General features: G+C 66.9%; 21 protein-coding genes. 18 read left to right on the top strand and 3 right to left on the bottom strand.

The window, feature by feature from the left end:
* The 17 genes from JW876_02715 to JW876_02795 all read left to right on the top strand — a co-directional run.
* Positions 1–148, top strand: a 148-nt coding sequence (locus JW876_02715; GenBank protein ID MBN1884422.1) for a Holliday junction branch migration DNA helicase RuvB, incomplete at its 5' end; no start/stop codon positions are given.
* Between the two features lie 14 nt (positions 149–162).
* Positions 163–1215, top strand: coding sequence for a tRNA preQ1(34) S-adenosylmethionine ribosyltransferase-isomerase QueA (queA, locus tag JW876_02720; protein ID MBN1884423.1), 1053 nt, complete (start codon positions 163–165; stop codon positions 1213–1215).
* 15 nt (positions 1216–1230) lie between these two features.
* Positions 1231–2394 carry a tRNA guanosine(34) transglycosylase Tgt gene (gene tgt / locus JW876_02725; protein ID MBN1884424.1) on the top strand — a complete coding sequence of 388 codons (1164 nt, stop codon included), beginning with the start codon at positions 1231–1233 and terminating at the stop codon, positions 2392–2394.
* Positions 2391–2708 carry a preprotein translocase subunit YajC gene (gene yajC, locus JW876_02730; GenBank protein MBN1884425.1) on the top strand — a complete coding sequence of 106 codons (318 nt, stop codon included), beginning with the start codon at positions 2391–2393 and terminating at the stop codon, positions 2706–2708. Before tgt ends, yajC begins: the two co-directional genes overlap by 4 nt.
* Positions 2709–2781: 73 nt before the next feature.
* A complete protein-coding gene (gene def, locus JW876_02735; protein ID MBN1884426.1) occupies positions 2782–3249 on the top strand; it encodes a peptide deformylase in 468 nt (155 codons plus the stop codon).
* Positions 3250–3253: 4 nt separating this feature from the next.
* The gene (locus tag JW876_02740) at positions 3254–4195 is read left to right on the top strand and encodes a methionyl-tRNA formyltransferase (protein ID MBN1884427.1); all 942 of its coding nucleotides are present in this window, start codon (positions 3254–3256) and stop codon (positions 4193–4195) included.
* Positions 4192–4935: a PASTA domain-containing protein gene (locus JW876_02745; protein MBN1884428.1), complete on the top strand. Its 744-nt coding sequence runs from the start codon at positions 4192–4194 to the stop codon at positions 4933–4935. Before JW876_02740 ends, JW876_02745 begins: the two co-directional genes overlap by 4 nt.
* Positions 4928–5593 (top strand): ribulose-phosphate 3-epimerase, encoded by a 666-nt coding sequence (gene rpe / locus JW876_02750; protein MBN1884429.1) that lies wholly within the window; start codon positions 4928–4930, stop codon positions 5591–5593. Before JW876_02745 ends, rpe begins: the two co-directional genes overlap by 8 nt.
* Positions 5594–5674: 81 nt before the next feature.
* Complete coding sequence (gene ffh / locus JW876_02755; protein ID MBN1884430.1) at positions 5675–6991, top strand: signal recognition particle protein; 1317 nt, start codon at positions 5675–5677, stop codon at positions 6989–6991.
* 32 nt (positions 6992–7023) lie between these two features.
* Positions 7024–7509, top strand: coding sequence for a 30S ribosomal protein S16 (gene rpsP, locus JW876_02760; protein MBN1884431.1), 486 nt, complete (start codon positions 7024–7026; stop codon positions 7507–7509).
* 60 nt (positions 7510–7569) lie between these two features.
* Complete coding sequence (locus JW876_02765; GenBank protein MBN1884432.1) at positions 7570–7800, top strand: KH domain-containing protein; 231 nt, start codon at positions 7570–7572, stop codon at positions 7798–7800.
* Positions 7801–7807: 7 nt separating this feature from the next.
* A complete protein-coding gene (rimM, locus tag JW876_02770) occupies positions 7808–8332 on the top strand; it encodes a 16S rRNA processing protein RimM (protein ID MBN1884433.1) in 525 nt (174 codons plus the stop codon).
* Between the two features lie 4 nt (positions 8333–8336).
* Positions 8337–9062 (top strand): tRNA (guanosine(37)-N1)-methyltransferase TrmD, encoded by a 726-nt coding sequence (trmD, locus tag JW876_02775; GenBank protein ID MBN1884434.1) that lies wholly within the window; start codon positions 8337–8339, stop codon positions 9060–9062.
* A gap of 31 nt (positions 9063–9093) precedes the next feature.
* Entirely contained in the window at positions 9094–9450 is a 357-nt protein-coding gene (gene rplS, locus JW876_02780) for a 50S ribosomal protein L19 (protein MBN1884435.1), read from the top strand.
* Positions 9451–10059 carry a ribonuclease HII gene (locus tag JW876_02785; protein MBN1884436.1) on the top strand — a complete coding sequence of 203 codons (609 nt, stop codon included), beginning with the start codon at positions 9451–9453 and terminating at the stop codon, positions 10057–10059.
* A gap of 19 nt (positions 10060–10078) precedes the next feature.
* Positions 10079–10453 carry a YraN family protein gene (locus JW876_02790; protein MBN1884437.1) on the top strand — a complete coding sequence of 125 codons (375 nt, stop codon included), beginning with the start codon at positions 10079–10081 and terminating at the stop codon, positions 10451–10453.
* A 73-nt stretch (positions 10454–10526) separates the two neighbouring features.
* A complete protein-coding gene (locus JW876_02795) occupies positions 10527–11132 on the top strand; it encodes a hypothetical protein (protein ID MBN1884438.1) in 606 nt (201 codons plus the stop codon).
* A 230-nt stretch (positions 11133–11362) separates the two neighbouring features.
* On the opposite strand, the gene JW876_02800 is transcribed toward JW876_02795, so the two are convergent.
* The 3 genes from JW876_02800 to JW876_02810 form a co-directional block, all read right to left on the bottom strand.
* The gene (locus tag JW876_02800; protein ID MBN1884439.1) at positions 11363–13108 is read right to left on the bottom strand and encodes a sodium:alanine symporter family protein; all 1746 of its coding nucleotides are present in this window, start codon (positions 13106–13108) and stop codon (positions 11363–11365) included.
* A gap of 9 nt (positions 13109–13117) precedes the next feature.
* The gene (locus tag JW876_02805; protein MBN1884440.1) at positions 13118–14455 is read right to left on the bottom strand and encodes a sodium-dependent transporter; all 1338 of its coding nucleotides are present in this window, start codon (positions 14453–14455) and stop codon (positions 13118–13120) included.
* A 92-nt stretch (positions 14456–14547) separates the two neighbouring features.
* A complete protein-coding gene (locus tag JW876_02810) occupies positions 14548–15495 on the bottom strand; it encodes a DMT family transporter (protein MBN1884441.1) in 948 nt (315 codons plus the stop codon).
* Between the two features lie 125 nt (positions 15496–15620).
* Here JW876_02810 and JW876_02815 point away from each other — a divergent pair, with 125 nt between their 5' ends.
* On the top strand, positions 15621–15953 hold the full coding sequence (locus JW876_02815) for a hypothetical protein (protein ID MBN1884442.1): 333 nt from the start codon (positions 15621–15623) through the stop codon (positions 15951–15953).
* The last annotated feature ends 209 nt before the right edge of the window (positions 15954–16162 follow it).

Here is a 16162-nt window from a genome sequence, read left to right on the forward strand (position 1 = left end):
GACGATCGAGGACGTCTACGAGCCCTACCTGATCAAGGAGGGATTCCTCCACCGCACGTCCCGCGGCCGCGTGGCCACGGACGCCGCCTGCCGTCACCTCGGGCTCGACTCCCCCGGCGGGGGCCGGGACCAGGGGAAACTGATCTAGGCCCCGCACTCGCCATGAAGACCAGCGACTTCGATTACGATCTTCCCGAGGAGCTCATCGCGCAGCATCCGGCCGCCGAACGCGACGAGAGCAGGATGCTGTACTTCGAGCGCCGCAGCGGGGACCTGCGGGAGACGCGCTTTTCCAATTTCCCCCGGTTTCTCCGGGAGGGCGACATCCTCGTCGTCAACGAGACGCGGGTGATCCCGGCGCGGCTGATCGGCCGCCGCGCCTCCGGCGGACAGGTGGAGATCTTCCTTACCCGCCGGATCGGCGGGCGCCGGTGGTCGGCGCTCCTCCGTCCCGCCCGGCGGATCGCCTCCGGGGAGACGATCCTCTTCGGGGAGGGGGAACTCGGCGTGACCGTCGAGGGGGCCGAAGGCGGCGAGTGGATCGTCTCGCTCCCCGACGAGATGCCCTCCCAGCGGTTCATCAATCTCTACGGGCGGGTGCCCCTGCCTCCCTACATCCGGCGCGAGGCGAACGAGCGCGACCACGAACGCTACCAGACGCTCTTCGCCCGCCGGGAGGGCTCGGTGGCCGCGCCCACCGCCGGCCTCCACTTCTCCGACGCCGTCCTGCGCGACCTGCGCCGCCGCGGGATCACGATCGCGCCGGTGACCCTGCACGTCGGCCCGGGGACCTTCCGGCCCCTCGAGAAGGAACGGGTGGAGGAGAACACGCTCGGGCGCGAACGCTTTTCCGTCCGCCAGGCGATCTGGGAGGAGATCCGCGCGGCGCGGGAAACGGGGCGGCGGGTCGTCGCCGTCGGCACGACGACGACGCGCGTGCTCGAATCCCTCGCCGGCGGCCACGCGGAGCAAGCAAAAGAGACCGAGATCGACGGCGAGGCCGTGCTGGACGGCTGGACGCGGCTCTTCATCTACCCGGGATTCCGGTTCCAGGTGGTCGATTCGCTGCTCACGAACTTCCACCTCCCCCGGTCGAGCCTGCTGGTGCTCGTCTCCGCCTTCGCGGGACGGGAGGAGACCCTCCGCGCGTACCGGTGGGCCGTCGCCCGCCGGTTCCGCTTCTACTCGTACGGCGACGTGATGTTCATCAAGTGACGGAAGGCCGCGACGGTGCCATTCGATTTCACGCTTCTGTCCACCGATCCGACCGGCGCCCGTCTCGGCCGGTTGACCACCGATCACGGCGGTTTCGAGACGCCGATGTTCATGCCGGTCGGAACGCAGGGGACCGTCAAGGGGATGCAGCCGCGGGACCTCGCCGAGGCGGGGGCGAAAATCATCCTCTCCAACACCTACCACCTCCACCTGCGCCCCGGCGAACGGCTGATCGAGGAGGCGGGGGGGATCCACCGGTTCATGTCGTGGGACGGGCCCGTCCTCACCGACAGCGGCGGGTACCAGGTCTTCAGCCTCGCCGACCTGAACCGCATCGGCGACGACGGCGTCGAGTTCAGGAGCCACGTCGACGGCTCGTGGCGCTTTCTCGGCCCGGAGATGGTCGTCGACACGCAGCTCGCGATCGGCTCGGACATCATGATGGTCTTCGACCATTGCGCCCCCTGGCCCTGCGACAAGGCGCAGGCCGCGGCGGCGGTCGAGCGGACGCAGCGGTGGGCCGAGCAGAGCATCGGGCACCGCGGTCCCCGCGTGCTGAAGGACGGCTGGGAACGGGTCCTCTTCGGGATCGTCCAGGGATCGGTCTGGCCCGACCTGCGCGAGCGGAGCGCAGATCGGCTCGTCGCCCTCGACTTTCCCGGTTACGCGATCGGCGGCCTCTCCGTCGGCGAGCCCAAGGAGGATCTCTACCGGATGACGGCCTTCACCGCGGAACGGCTGCCCGCGGAGAAGCCGCGGTACCTCATGGGCGTGGGATATCCCGAGGACCTCGTCGAGTCGGTCTCCCGCGGGATCGACCTGTTCGACTGCGTCATCCCCACGCGCAACGCGCGCAACGGGACGGTCTTCACGTCGCGCGGGCGCCTGAATCTCAAGAACGCCCGCCACGCGTCGGAGATGATCCCCATCGACCCCGACTGCGATTGCCGGGTCTGCCGTTCCTTCAGCCGGGCGTATCTGCGGCACCTCTTCATGGCGGGTGAGATCCTCGGCCCGGTGCTCGCCACGTACCACAGCATTCATTTCTACTTGCATCTTCTCGAAGAAATGCGTCAAGTTATACGGGACGGTCGTTTCGGGCCGTGGCGCGAGGAGTTCCTGCGCGTATACCACGTGTCCGGAACGGTCCCCGACGAACCCGACGAGGAGGAACGATGACACATCTGCTTTTTCTCATGAGCGGCGGCGGCGGCGGATCGCAGCCCTCACTTTTCACGAGCCTGATCCCGATCCTGCTGATCTTCGTGATCTTCTATTTTCTTCTCATCCGGCCGCAGCAGAAAAAGCAGAAGGAACACCAGGACATGGTATCCGCCCTTCGCAAGGGCGACCGCGTCGTCACCAACGGCGGGATCTTCGGCACCGTCTCCGACGTCAAGGAGCACATCATCGTTCTCCGGATCGCCGAGAACGTGAAGGTCGAGATCGCCAAGAGCGCGGTGGCCACCGTCATCGAGAAGAGGGAAAACTGACGGCGTTCAGGGAGGATGGGTCGTCGTGACATCGCTCGGCATCAAGACGTACGGGGCCGAGGTCCTTCGCCGGATGGGAGATCCCGTGGAGGATTTCGACGAGCGGCTCGTGCCCTTTCTCGAACGGATGGCCGAGACGATGGTCATCGAGGGGGGCGTGGGACTCGCCGCGCCCCAGGTGGGCGTCTCCCGTCTCATCGCGGTGATCAACCCCGACCCCGATAACCCCGACACCCTCGTCGAGATGATCAATCCACGTATCGTGGCCGTCAGCGACGAGGAAGTGTCCATCGAGGAGGGGTGCCTCAGCGTTCCCGGCATCCGGGCGAACATTGTTCGGCCGGCCGCCGTCACGGTGACCTACCAGAACCGCGAGGGCCGGGACTGCACCCTCGACGCCGACGGGCTCCTCGCCCGCATCATCCAGCACGAACTCGACCACCTCGACGGCGTCCTCTTCGTCGACCGGGTCTCGGCGGCCAAACGGGTCCTCCTCAAGCCCCGGCTGCGCCAGCTGCTCCGCGGGCGCGACGGGGAGTGACGAGATGGCCCGCGTCGTCTTTTTCGGTTCCCCCCATTTCGCCCTCCCGACGCTCGCCGCGCTCGTGGAGAGCGGCTGCGCGCCGGCGCTCGTCGTCACGCAGCCCGATCGCCCCGCGGGGCGGGGTCGAACCCCCCGGCCGACCCCCGTCCGCAGCGCGGCCGAGGATCTCGGACTCCCCGTGGAGATCGTCGGCTCCTTCCGGAACGGCGGGGGCGACCGCCTCCTCGACCTCCAGCCCGACTTCTTCGTCGTCGCCGCCTTCGGGCTGATCTTTCCCGAGCGTCTCCTGCGGATCCCGCGCATGGGGTGCGTCAACGTCCACGCGTCGCTGCTTCCCGCGTGGCGGGGCGCGAGCCCGGTGAATGCCGCGATCGCGGCGGGCGACCGCTGGGTCGGCGTGACGACGATGCGGATGGTGCGCGAGCTCGACGCCGGACCGATCTACCTGCAGCGGGCGATCCCGGTCGATGCGATGGAGTCCGCGGGAGACCTCATCGGCCGGCTCGCCGAACTCGGCGGCGGGCTTCTCGTGGAGACGCTGCGCGGCATCGAGGCGGGGACGCTCGAGGCGCGGCCCCAGTTGGAAGCGGGCGTGAGCTTCGCCCCGCGTCTCGGCAAGCAGGACGGCCGCATCCCCTGGGAACTCGACGCGATCGCCGTCCATGACCATGTCCGCGGGATGAACCCGTGGCCGGGATCCTTCACCTACTGCCGCGACCGGTACGTCAAGGTGCACCGGGCGCGGCTCCGGGACGTCATCGACTACGAAACGCCGCCGGGGCGCGTGCTGGAGGTCTCCAACCGCGGCGTCGCAGTCGCCTGCGGGCGCGGGTCGGTGCTCCTCGAGAAGCTGCAGTGCGAGGGGAAACGCTGCCTCGACGCCACGGAGTTCCTGCGGGGGTTCGAGATGTGCGCGGGAGAGACGCTTGGAGGCGAACGATGAGCGACCGGACGCATTCCTGGAAACGATTGGCCCGCACCCTCCTCGTGGCGCTCGCCGCCTTCGTCGTCGGCATCGTGGTCTTCCAGCAGATCGTCGTTCCGCGGCTCGTCGGCCGTGCGGACGTGACGATCGTTCCCGACGTGCGGGGGCTGGACATCGACGAGGCGGGGAAGCGATGCGCCGGGAGCGGACTCGTCTGCCGCGTCTCATCGAACCGCCCATCGGACGAGGTGCCCGAGGGAGCCGTCATCGAGCAGCATCCCGGCGCGGACGAGCAGCTGAAATCGGGGCGGACGATCCTCGTCGTCCTCTCCTCGGGCCAGCGGATGGAGACGGTCCCCGACCTGCGGAACATGACGATGCGGCAGGTGGAGCTCACGCTGGAGAGCACGGAGCTGCTCAAGGGGCGCGTCGTGCGCATCTTCTCGCGGGAACCGGGGGAGAATATGGTCGCCGCGACGAGCCCGCCGCCCGGCTCGGCGGTGCCGCACGGCTCGAGCGTCGACCTGCTGTTCGTCATGCGCGGGGAGCCGGCCCGCTTTCGGATGCCCGATCTCGCGGGAAAGGACCTGACCTTCGTGCGGGACCGGCTCACCCGGCTCGGCTTCGAGGTGACGCGCATCGTGACGCGGCGGGACGCCGGCCGCTTTCCCGGCACGATCCTCGACCAGGCTCCCCCGGCGGGATCGCTGATCAGGCAAGGAGGGACGATTGAACTCGTTGTATCGTCGGTTGACTGACGCAGGGCATGCGGCGGTGGCCCCCTCGCTGCTCGCCGCCGATTTCGCGCGGCTCGGCGAGGAGATCCGCGCCGTCGAGCACGCCGGGGCCGACGTGCTCCACCTCGACGTGATGGACGGGCACTTCGTGCCGAATATCACCTTCGGTCCCTTCGTCGTCGAGGCGATCTCGCGGCTGGCCTCGCTGCCCCTCTTCACGCACCTGATGATCGACGACCCGGCTGCCTGGATCGACCGGTTCATCGGGGCGGGAAGCGCGCTCGTGAGCTTCCATCTCGAGGCGCCGGGGATCGACGACGCGGCGGCCCTCGCCGGCAGGATCCGCGACGCCGGGAGGCTGGCCGGGCTCTCGGTCAATCCCGACACGCCTCTCGCGCGGTTCGAGGAACTCCTCGACCAAATCGATCTCCTCATGGTCATGGGAGTGTTTCCGGGGTTCGGGGGGCAGTCGTTCATGCCGGCGGTGCTCGACAAGATCCGCGGCGCCGACGCGATCCGGCGGCGCGAAGGGTTGGAACTGCTCATCGAGGTGGACGGCGGGGTCAAGGCGGAGAACGCGGCGTCCATCCGCGAGGCCGGCGCCGACATCCTCGTCGCCGGGACCGCCGTCTTCGGGGCGAAGGATTACGCCGCGGCGATCCGGGCGATCAGGGGCTGAGCGGCGCCTGACATCGATTTCCCTTGCCAACGCTCGCCGTTTCTGATATTTTGCTGTATTTGCGGATGGGGGTAGGTGTCGGTGTTTCAGGACCTTAGCGAAAAGTTCGCCAGGGTGTTCAAGGAACTCCGCGGACAGGGCAAGGTCCGCGAGACGCATATCAGGGCGGCGATGCGCGACGTGCGCAAGGCCCTGCTCGAGGCGGACGTCAACTACAAGGTAGTCAAGGGGTTCGTCGAGCGTGTCGGTGAACGGGCCCTGGGAAGCGCGGTCCTCGACAGCCTGACCCCCGACCAGCAGATCGTCAAGATCGTCCACGAGGAGCTTGTGCACGTCCTCGGCGACCGGCCGGCGCCATTCACCCTCTCCGGCTCACCGGCCGGTGTCATGGTCGCAGGCCTCCAGGGAGCGGGGAAGACGAGCTTCGTCGCGAAACTCGCCCTGTTCCTGCGCGGCAAGGGGCGGCGTCCGCTCATGGTCGCGGCGGACATCCACCGGCCGGCGGCGATCGAACAGCTCGTCGTCCTCGCCGGGCAGATCGATGTTCCCTGCCACGCGCCGGGCGTCATGCCCGCCGCGGAGATCGTCGAGGGGGCGCTGCGGGAGGCGCGGCGGGGGTTGCACGACACGGTGATCGTGGACACGGCGGGACGGCTCCACATCGACGAGGAGATGATGCGGGAGCTCGTGACCGTCAGGGACGTCCTGAAGCCGGAGGAGACGCTGCTCGTCCTCGACGCCATGACGGGCCAGGAAGCCGTCGCGGTTGCCGTGGAGTTCGAGCGCGCGATCGATCTCACCGGCGTGGTCCTCACCAAGCTGGACGGGGACACGCGGGGGGGCGCGGCGCTCAGCGTCGCGGCCGTCACCGGCGAGCCGATCCGTTTCGCCTGCGTCGGGGAGAAGGCGGAAGACCTGGAGGCCTTTCACCCCGACCGGATGGCTGGCAGGATCCTCGGGATGGGGGACGTCCTCACGCTCGTCGAGAAGGCGCAGGAGCAGATCGACGAGAAGGAGGCGAGAGAGCTCGAGACGAAGCTCCGGAAGGAGTCCTTCTCGCTCGAGGACTTTCTCGGCCAGTTGCAGCGTCTGAAGAAGATGGGGCCGCTCGATCAGCTGCTCGGCATGATCCCGGGCATGAAGCCGAAGGGGCTCGGCGCCGACATCGGCGGGAAGGAGCTCGTCCGGATCGAGGCCATCATCAATTCGATGACCCGCGAGGAGCGGCGCGTGCCGTCGATCATCGACGGATCGCGGCGCAGGCGGATCGCGCGCGGCAGCGGCAGCAGCGTTCAGCAGGTGAACCGCCTCCTGAACCAGTTCCAGCAGATGAAGAAGATGATGAAGCGATTCTCGAAGTCCGCGGGACGGAGCCCCGCGGGATTTCCCTTCTCCTAGGGCGCCGCGGGCGCCGCATACGGAGGTCGACATTGGCAGTAAAGATCAGGCTCAAGAAGATGGGATCGAAGAAGCGGCCCTTTTTCCGCGTGGTGGTAGCCGACTCGCGCAGTCCGCGCGACGGCCGTTTCATCGAGACGCTCGGCCACTACAACCCGTTGATCGATCCCCCCGAGATCGTCCTCGACGATGACAAGGTATACAAGTGGCTCGACGACGGCGCCCAGCCGACGCGGAACGCCGCCAACGTCCTCAAGCAGGCCGGCCTGCTCGAGCGATGGCAGCTCCTGAAGCGCGGCGTGGCGATCGCCGATCTCGACACCGCGATCGAGACGATGCGTGCGAAGCAGCCGATGGCGCAGCTCCGGACGGAGGATAAACTCTCCAAGAAGGCGGCGGCGAAGCTGAAGGCCGAGCAGGAAAAGGCCGCGAAGGAGGCCGCGGCTCCCGCTGTCGAAGAGACCGGGGAGGCGGCCGCCGGCGAGGCTGGCGCCGACGCTCCGGCCGAATCCGAGTAACAGGCGCGCCGGCCGCGCGCCGCCACCAGGAAGAGGCGGCGATCCATGAGTGTTGACAAGATTAAGGACATGATCCGGTCGATCTCGGCGATGCTCGTCGATGCCCCCGGGTCGATCACGATCATCGAGGAGACACGCGACGATTCGATCATCATCGTGTTGTCGGTGGACAAGGCCGACGTCGGCAAGGTGATCGGCCGGAACGGCCAGACGGCGAAGGCGTTGCGGGCTCTCGTGAACGCCGCTGCCACCCGGATGGGCAAACGGGTGCTCCTCGAGATCAGGGAGTGACGGCGGGATGCCGGCCGCGATCGTCACGCTCGGCGCCATCGTGAAGGCGGTGGGTCTCAAGGGGGAAGTGAAGTTCCTGCCCGGGCCGGATTTCTGGCCCGAGATCCTGGACGTGGACGGGATCCTTCTCGTCTCGCCCGAGGGGGAGAGCCGCGAGGCGGCGATCGAGCGGAGCCGCGCGAAGAAGACGGTCTGGGTGCTCAAGCTCGGCGGCGTCGATTCAATCGACGAGGCCGAGAATCTCATCGGGAGCACGCTCGTCGTCGACGTCGACGCGCTCGACGAGAGCGACCTGCCGCGCGAGCTGCGGCCCTTCCAGGCGATCGGCCTCGCCGTCCGGCTGGTCGACGGCGCGCCGGTGGGGCGCGTGGTCGACATCGTCACGGGTCCCGCGCAGGACTGTCTCGTCGTCGAACGGGAGACGGGCCGGTTTCTCGTGCCGCTCGTCGCGGATGTCGTCCGGCGGATCGACCTCGGCGAGGGAGTCGTGGAGATCGATCCGCCCGAGGGATTGATGGAGATCGGGTGGTAGCGGGATGGCCCTCGATATCCATTTCGTCACGATCTTTCCCGATCTCTTCCGGGGGCCGTTCGAGACCGGGATCCTCGGGATCGCCTCGCGGAAGGGCCTGGCCCGCTTCCGGACGGTCAACGTCCGGGATTTCGCCGTCGACGACCACGGCACGGTCGACGATTACGCCTACGGGGGCGGACCGGGAATGATCATGATGGCGCCGCCGATCGTCCAGGCGGTGCGTTCGGTCTGCAGCCCCGGCGAGGAGGGTACGCGGGTCGTCCACATGACCCCCGCGGGGGAGCTGTTCGACCAGGCCGCCGCCGAGCGGCTCGCCGAATTCCGGAGGATCGTCTTCGTCTGCGGCCGGTACAAGGACATCGACGCCCGCGTCGACGAGCTGGTTGTTGACGAGAGGATATCCATCGGCGATTATATCGTGAGCGGCGGGGAGTTTCCCGCCCTCGTCGTCGCCGACGCCGTCGTCCGCTACCTGCGCGGCGCGGTCGGCGACGAGCGTTCCCGCGACACCGATTCCTTTTCGGGAAAGCGCGGGTTCTCGCTGGACGCGGCCCACTACACGCGGCCGCCGGAATTCGAGGGACTGCGGGTGCCGGACGTGCTGATCTCCGGTGACCACGCGAAGATAGAGGAATGGAGGAGAAGGTCGGCGCGGGAGCGGACGAAACGCCGCCGACCCGATCTCCTCGGCAAGGGAACCGCCGACGGCCCGCCCGTCGACGGCTGACGAACGACGACAAGAACGACAAGGAGGAACGATGGACATCCTGGATTCGGTATCGGCGCGATACCTCAAGGACGAGAAGACGATCCCCGTTTTCGCAATCGGCGACACCGTTCGCGTGGACGTGCAGGTCGTCGAGGGCGGCCGTACCCGGACGCAGGCATTCCAGGGAACGGTGATCCAGCGCCGCGGCGCCGGCGTGAAGGAGACTTTCACCGTGCGGAAGATCAGCCAGGGGATCGGCGTCGAGCGGATCTTCCCGCTGCACTCGCCCAACGTGGGCGGGATCACGGTGCTTCGCCGGGGCAAGGTCCGGCGCGCGAAGCTCTACTATCTCCGCAAGCTGAAGGGCAAGGCCGCGCGGATACCCGAGAAGACGGAGCGCCGCTAGATGACCCTCGCCCCCGTCGATGCGCTGGCCGGGTTCGATCGCTCCCGGGGGAGCGGCCCGCTCGCCGGCGTCGATGAGGCGGGACGCGGCGCCCTCGCCGGTCCCGTCGTGGCGGCCGCGGTCGTCTGCGAGCCGGGAGAGGAACTCGGCCGCGTGCGGGACTCCAAGCTCGTTCCCGAGAAGGAGCGCGAGGAGCTCTACGAGCGCATCGTCCGGGCGGCCGGCGCCTGGTGCGTTGGGATCGTCGGTCCCGACGAGATCGACAGGACGAATATCCTCCTCGCGACGATGTGCGCGATGAAACAAGCCGTGGCGGGGCTCGGGATGCGTCCCGGCCTCGTCCTCGTCGACGGGAACCGTCTTCCGGAGATCGCCTGTCCGGCCGAGGCGGTCACGGGGGGCGACCGGAAGAGCTTCGTCATCGCCGCGGCGTCGATCGTCGCCAAGGTGACGAGGGACCGTATCATGCGGGAGCGCGACCGCGACTATCCCGGGTACGGGTTCAGACAGCACAAGGGGTACGGAACGGCGGCCCACCGGCGGGCCATCGCGGAACTCGGTCTTTCCGCGCTGCATCGCAGGAGCTTCCGGACCGGAGACGGCGTGTGAGGTGAAGGGGGTGGCGGCGGTGGCGAACACGCGAGCGCTCGGCGCGGCCGGGGAACGGATCGCCGCCGAGTACCTGGGACTCGGCGGGTGGGAGATACTCGACCGCAACTGGCGGTCGGGTCCGCTCGAGATCGATCTCGTCGCGGCGAAGGACGGCGACGTCGCCTTCGTCGAGGTCAGGACGCGCAGGAGCGGGGCCTTCGGCGGGGCCGTCGCGTCGATCGACGCGCGCAAGCTGCGCAACATGAGGCGTGCCGCGGGCCGATGGCTCGCCGGACGCCGGGGCGGGCGGTGGCGCGAGGCGCGCTGCGATCTCGTCGCCATCGACATCGACAGCGGGGGCGGACGGATGTCGCTCAGCCACCTGCGCGGCGTCGACCGGTTTTTCGCTTGATTCGCCCGGCGACCGTGCCTATCTTATCCGAGGATAACCGTATACCCAACCAGATGGTGAAGGAGTTCCCGTGATGATGAAGAGATCGCTGCTGCTGCTCCTCGTCGCGACGGTAGCCCTCGGCGGCTGCACCTTCTACAACAGGGTCATCGACAAGGACCTGTCGCTCGATGAGATGGACGCCCTGAAGGAGAAATACACGGGGCGCACCGGATGGACACGGTCGCTCCTCGACGATCTCGGCCCCGAGGGAGTCATCGACCGGGACGTCGAGGTCACCATCGTCGATATCGATTTCCACTGGACGGGCGCCGTGACCGTCAGCGGTCCCGGGCGCGTCAAGATCCGCCACGGCCTCGAAATAGAGCGGCCGATGACCCTCGAGAAGTTCGAGGAGAAAATGAACAGGCTCTTCTGGTTCAAGGAGCCGGATTACCGGTACCGGATGAACCTGCGCGCGTACGGCAAGAAGACGGCCAAGGCCATCTACAACCACGAGCTCTTCAAGGACATGACGAAGGAAGCCGCGCTCGAGTCATGGGGCTATCCCGACGAGACGAGGCAGAGCGAGATCAGCGGATCGGTCCAGGAACAGTGGATCTACAAGGATCCCCGGCAGAAGAACAAGAAACGCTACATCTACATCCTCGACGGCAAGGTCGACCGGTGGGAGGAGTAGCGTCCGGGCGGTCTTCGCGGGCAATTTCCGGTGAAAAAAAAGGCCCCCGCCGTAAAGGGTCGGTGAACTCCTGGAACGCACTCTTTTGCAAGAGCTGAGCCCGCGGTTTTCTCTCCAGATAATTACACCTTGCCAGTACAGCAGCGACCTTTCATTTCAATTATATACCTACCGGGGGCGGCTGTCAACGTAACGCGCCCCGCTATCCCGTACCGGGGGGCCGTTCCGGCTCATCGGTTTCCGCCGTGGCCCCGGAACAGGGTGGCGCGGTAGCGTTTCTGCGGACGGGAGAAATAGTCGACCGTCAGTCGGCGGACGACCCCGCTGAGGGCGAGGATGGCGACGAGGTTGGGAATCGCCATGAGTCCGAGCGCCGTGTCGCCGAAGGCCCAGACGATTTCCAGGGAGAAGATCGCGCCGAGGAAGTGGACGATGCAGAAGAGGACGCGGTAGGGCATGATCGCCCGTTCGCCGAAGAGATACTCGACACTGCGGTCGCCGTAGTACGACCAGGAAATCGCCGTCGAGATGCCGAAGAGGAAGACGGCGATCGTCACGATGTAGTTGCCCCACCCCCCGAGCGGGGCGAGGCCCACCTGGAAGGCCCAGGCGGTCAGGGGCGAGCCGTTCTGCAGCATCGAGCCCTGGAGTTCCATCCCGTCCCCGGGAAGCGGCGAGCCGTCGGGTTCGCGGAAGAGGATCGTCCCGTTTTCGTCGACGACGGCCGTGCCGGTGAACCGGGCGCCGTCCGCGTAGACGGCCGGATCGTCGACGGGGCTGTCGTTCCGCACGAAGACGACGCCACGCGGCACGCCGCCCTCCACGGCGAATTCGCCCACGTACGCGTCCTGGCCGTCTATCTCGCCGTTGATGCGGACGCGTCCCTCCCCGTGCATCACCGAGATCGCCGACTGCTCGTCGAAGAGGACGAACTCCGGCTTCTTGTTCTTCCACACGCCGACGGTGACGATGACGAGCCCGGTGAGGGTGCAGATCAGCAGCGTGTCGATATAGGGCCCGAGCATCGCGACGAGCCCCTCCCGGACGGGTTCCTTCGTCCGTGCCGCCGCGTGGGCGATCGGGGCGCTCCCCTGCCCGGCCTCGTTCGAGAATATCCCGCGTTTGATCCCCCAGATCAGCGTGAACATGAAGGTCGATCCGAAGAATCCCCCGATCCCCGCCGAGGGGGTAAAGGCGCCGTGGAAGATCGTCGAGACCGCCTTCGGCACGAGGGGGGCGTTGAGGAAGAGGACCGTGACGGCCCCGAGGAAGTAGACGACGGACATGAAGGGGACGAGCCGGCTCGTCACCATGCCGATCCGCCTGATCCCGCCGATGACGACGAGGGCGACGAGCGTGGCCATGACCGCCCCGGTGATCCACGTCGGGATGCCGAAGTCGCTCCGGAAGGAGTCGGCCACGGTGAAGGCCTGCACGCTGTTGCCGCTGCCGAAGGACGAGGCGACGGCGCAGGCGGCGAAGGCGACGGCGAGGGGTTTCCACCGGGGGCCGAGCCCCTTCTCGATGTAGTACATCGGACCGCCCGAGACGACGCCCTCCTCGTTGACCTTGCGGAAATGCGTGCTCAACGTGCACTCGACGAATTTCGAGGCCGTCCCGAGGATTGCGGTCACCCACATCCAGAAGAGCGCGCCGGGGCCGCCGTAGTGGATCGCCGTGGCGACGCCGGCGATGTTGCCGATACCGATCGTCGCCGACAGGGCCGAGGTGAGGGCCTGGAAATGGTTGATCTCGCCGGCGTCCTCGGGATTGTCGTAGTACCCGGCGATCACGGCGAGGCTGTGCAAGACCTTCCGCAGCTGGATGAAGCGCATGCGGAAGGTGAGAAAGATCCCCGTGCCGAGAAGCAGGACGATGAAGTAGGGGAAGGCGTCGGGGAACTCCCAGACGTAGCCGTACACGAAATCGATCGTGTTCTTCACCGCGCTCACGACACAACCTCCCGCCCCCCGCATGGGCCGCCGCTACTCGCCGCCGAAGAGCTTGAAGAGCAGGAGCACGAGGATGCACGCGGGACAGACGAACTTCAGCATGATTCCGAACAGCCCCTTCCACCGGCCGAACCACGGGCATCCGGAGGCGATCTCCGCGGCGGCGTTGTCCATCTTCCAGATCCAGCCGAAGAAGATGGATATGAGAAGCGCGCCCACCGCCAGGGAGATCGTACCGAAGACGAGGCCCATGAGGCTGAAGAAATCCATGTGCAGCAGGGGGAGATCCCCGAGCCGGGCGACCATGCCCGTCGAGAGGGCCGAGGGGATCCCGAGGAGGAAGGCGAGCAGCGCCGTGATCCAGACCGCCCGCTTCCGCAGCCAGCCGCGCTCGTCCACGAACCAGGCCGTGACCACCTCGAGAAGCGAGATCGTCGAGGTGAGCGCGGCGATCGAAAGGAGGAGAAAGAAGAGCGCGCCGATGATGTTCCCCGCCGGCAAACTCGAGAAGATTCCCGGCAGGACGTTGAAGACGAGCCCGGTGCCCTCGTCGGGGCTCTTTCCCATCGCGAAGAGGGCGGGGAAGATGAGGAGCCCGGCCATCACGGCGATCAGCGTGTCGAAGAAGGCGACCGACAGTCCGGATGTGACGATGTTGTCCTTTTTCGACAGGTAGGAGCCGTAGGTGATCATGCACCCCATGCCGAGCGAGAGCGAGAAGAAGGCCTGGCCGAGCGCCTCGAGGATCATCCGGCCGTCGACCTTCCCGAAATCGGGCTTCAGGTAGAATGTGAGCCCCTTCTCCGCGCCGGGGAGGGTGATCGAGCGGACGATGAGCAGGACGAGCATGACGAGGAGGAGCGGCATCAGGATGCGCGACCACCGCTCGATCCCCTCGCGGACGCCTCCCTGCACCACGAGGACGGTGATGACGATGAAGGCGGCGAAGAGGGGGAAGTTGACGAGCGGATTCGAGGCGAACTCGGCGTAGGGGGTGAGATTGCCCACGAGGGTCTTGAAGATGTATCCCAGGGTGAAGCCGGCGATCACGCCGTAGTACGAGAAGATGCAGAGTCCCGTGATGACCCCGAGATAGCCGACGATCTTCCACGCGCTTCCCGCGCGGATCGACTCGATCGCGCCGACGGGGTTCCGCCTGCTGTAGCGGCCGAGCGTCAGCTCGGCGATCATGACGGGCAGTCCGAGCAGCAGGACGCACGCGAGGTAGATGACGAGGAAGGCGGCGCCCCCGTTCTGTCCCGTGACGTAGGGGAATCGCCAGATGTTGCCGAGACCGATCGCCGATCCCGCAGCGGCGAGTATGAAGCCGAGCTTCGAACTCCACTGGCCGCGGTCGGTGCCCCGTTCGATGGATTCCACCGTCGGTTCCTTTCCTCGAAAACCCCGCGGGCGCGCCCGATTGCGGATACCCTACCGGAAAGTCCGCCGGACGGGCAAGAATTTTATCGTGTCGGGGAAACCCGCCGGGCGCGCTGCTGTGTCAGCCAGAGACCGGCGAGGACGACGGCGCTGCCGAGCAGGAAGACGAGGGTGATCTCCTCGCCGAAGATCGCCCATCCGAAGAGGGCCGCGAGCGGCGGGTTGAGATAGATGAAGGAGGCGACCGACGTCGCCGGGAGAGACTGCAGGGCCGTGTTCCAGATGTGGAATCCCACGATCGTCGAGAGGACTGCGAGGTGGCCGAGGGCGAGCCAGTGGGTCCAGCCCATGCCGGCGATCGTCGCGAAGAAGGCCCGGTCGGCGAAGACGAGGAAGGGAAGGGTCCCGATGATCGTCGAGAGATAGGTGACGGTCAGCGGCGACCACCGGCGCAGGAGGTCCTTGCCGGCGATCGTGTAGAGCGACCAGCTCAGGGGCGCGAGGGCGGTGATGAGGGCGTAGATTGCCTCGGCGTCGCCGATCCCCACGATCATGCCGCGTCCGACGCGGCCCCACCTGACGACGACATAGAGGCCGGTGAAGGCCACCACGACGCCGACGATCCGGCGGAAGGGCACCTTCTCCCGGAGCAGGGGCACGGCGAGCAGGACCGTGAAGAGGGGGGAGAGGGTGGTGAGAAGCGCCGCAGCCCCCGGCTTTATCTCGCCCTGGCCGATATAGAGGAACACGTTGTAGCCGGCCACCCCGAAGATGCCCATCATCGCGACGCGCAGTGGCGCGGTGCGAAGCAGGCGGACGCTCTCGCGCCGCCGCCGGCCGTCGAGAAGCAGCCAGCCGAGACAGAAGATCGCCACGGGGAGAAAACGCGCGAGGACGAGCTGCATCGGCGGGAAGATCTCGCGCAGATGCCGGATGGCCGTGAAGGCGTTCGACCAGATGACGAAGAGGAGAACCAGCATTCCCCGCGTCACGGCCGGCGACCAGGGGCACGATCGGGAACTATCGGGCATCGCGGCACCTTGCCTGGCACTTAAAGCAGCTTCTTGAATCCATGTGGCAATCTGTGGTATAATAAGCAACTGTGAGGCGGCGTGTATAGCATCTTTTGGTTCTGCAGCGAAAGGATGTGAGAGGGATGACCAGACGGATCGCGTTTCTCGTCGCGCTCCTCGTCCTCGTGGCGACCGCTTCACAGGCGCGCGTGATCTACTCCTACCACGGCAAGGGCGGGCGCCGGGCGGTCCGCTACGCGAATCTCGCCGACAAGTGGGAAGGGGACAAGCTTCGCATCTACCGGGAGAACGGCTTTCCCGTCCACCGGATACGCGAATACGGATACGGCCGTGTCACGGAGCACTGGACGTACTACGAACTCGGCAAGGAATTCGTCTTCGATGAGAACAGCACCCTCGTGAAGACGAGGTCGTTCTGGCCCGAGAACAGACGGGAGCGTTTCGAACGAAAGTAGAACGACGAGCGTCGGGAGCGTGAAGTGGACTGCGATCACCTCACGCGGGGCAAGGGGCGAGAAATCGACTCTCTTTTCGCCGGTCCTTTCCGGAAAGTTCCCATTGACTCCTGACACTGGGGTTCCGGGAAACCAGTCCTTCACCGGGTCCTTTCGAGCCCCTTACCCGTTTTCGCGGCCCGTGTCCCCGGGGAGACGGGCCGCCTTCT

The sequence above is a fragment of the Candidatus Krumholzibacteriota bacterium genome, assembly GCA_016931295.1.
Taxonomy (GTDB): domain Bacteria; phylum Krumholzibacteriota; class Krumholzibacteriia; order Krumholzibacteriales; family Krumholzibacteriaceae; genus JAFGEZ01.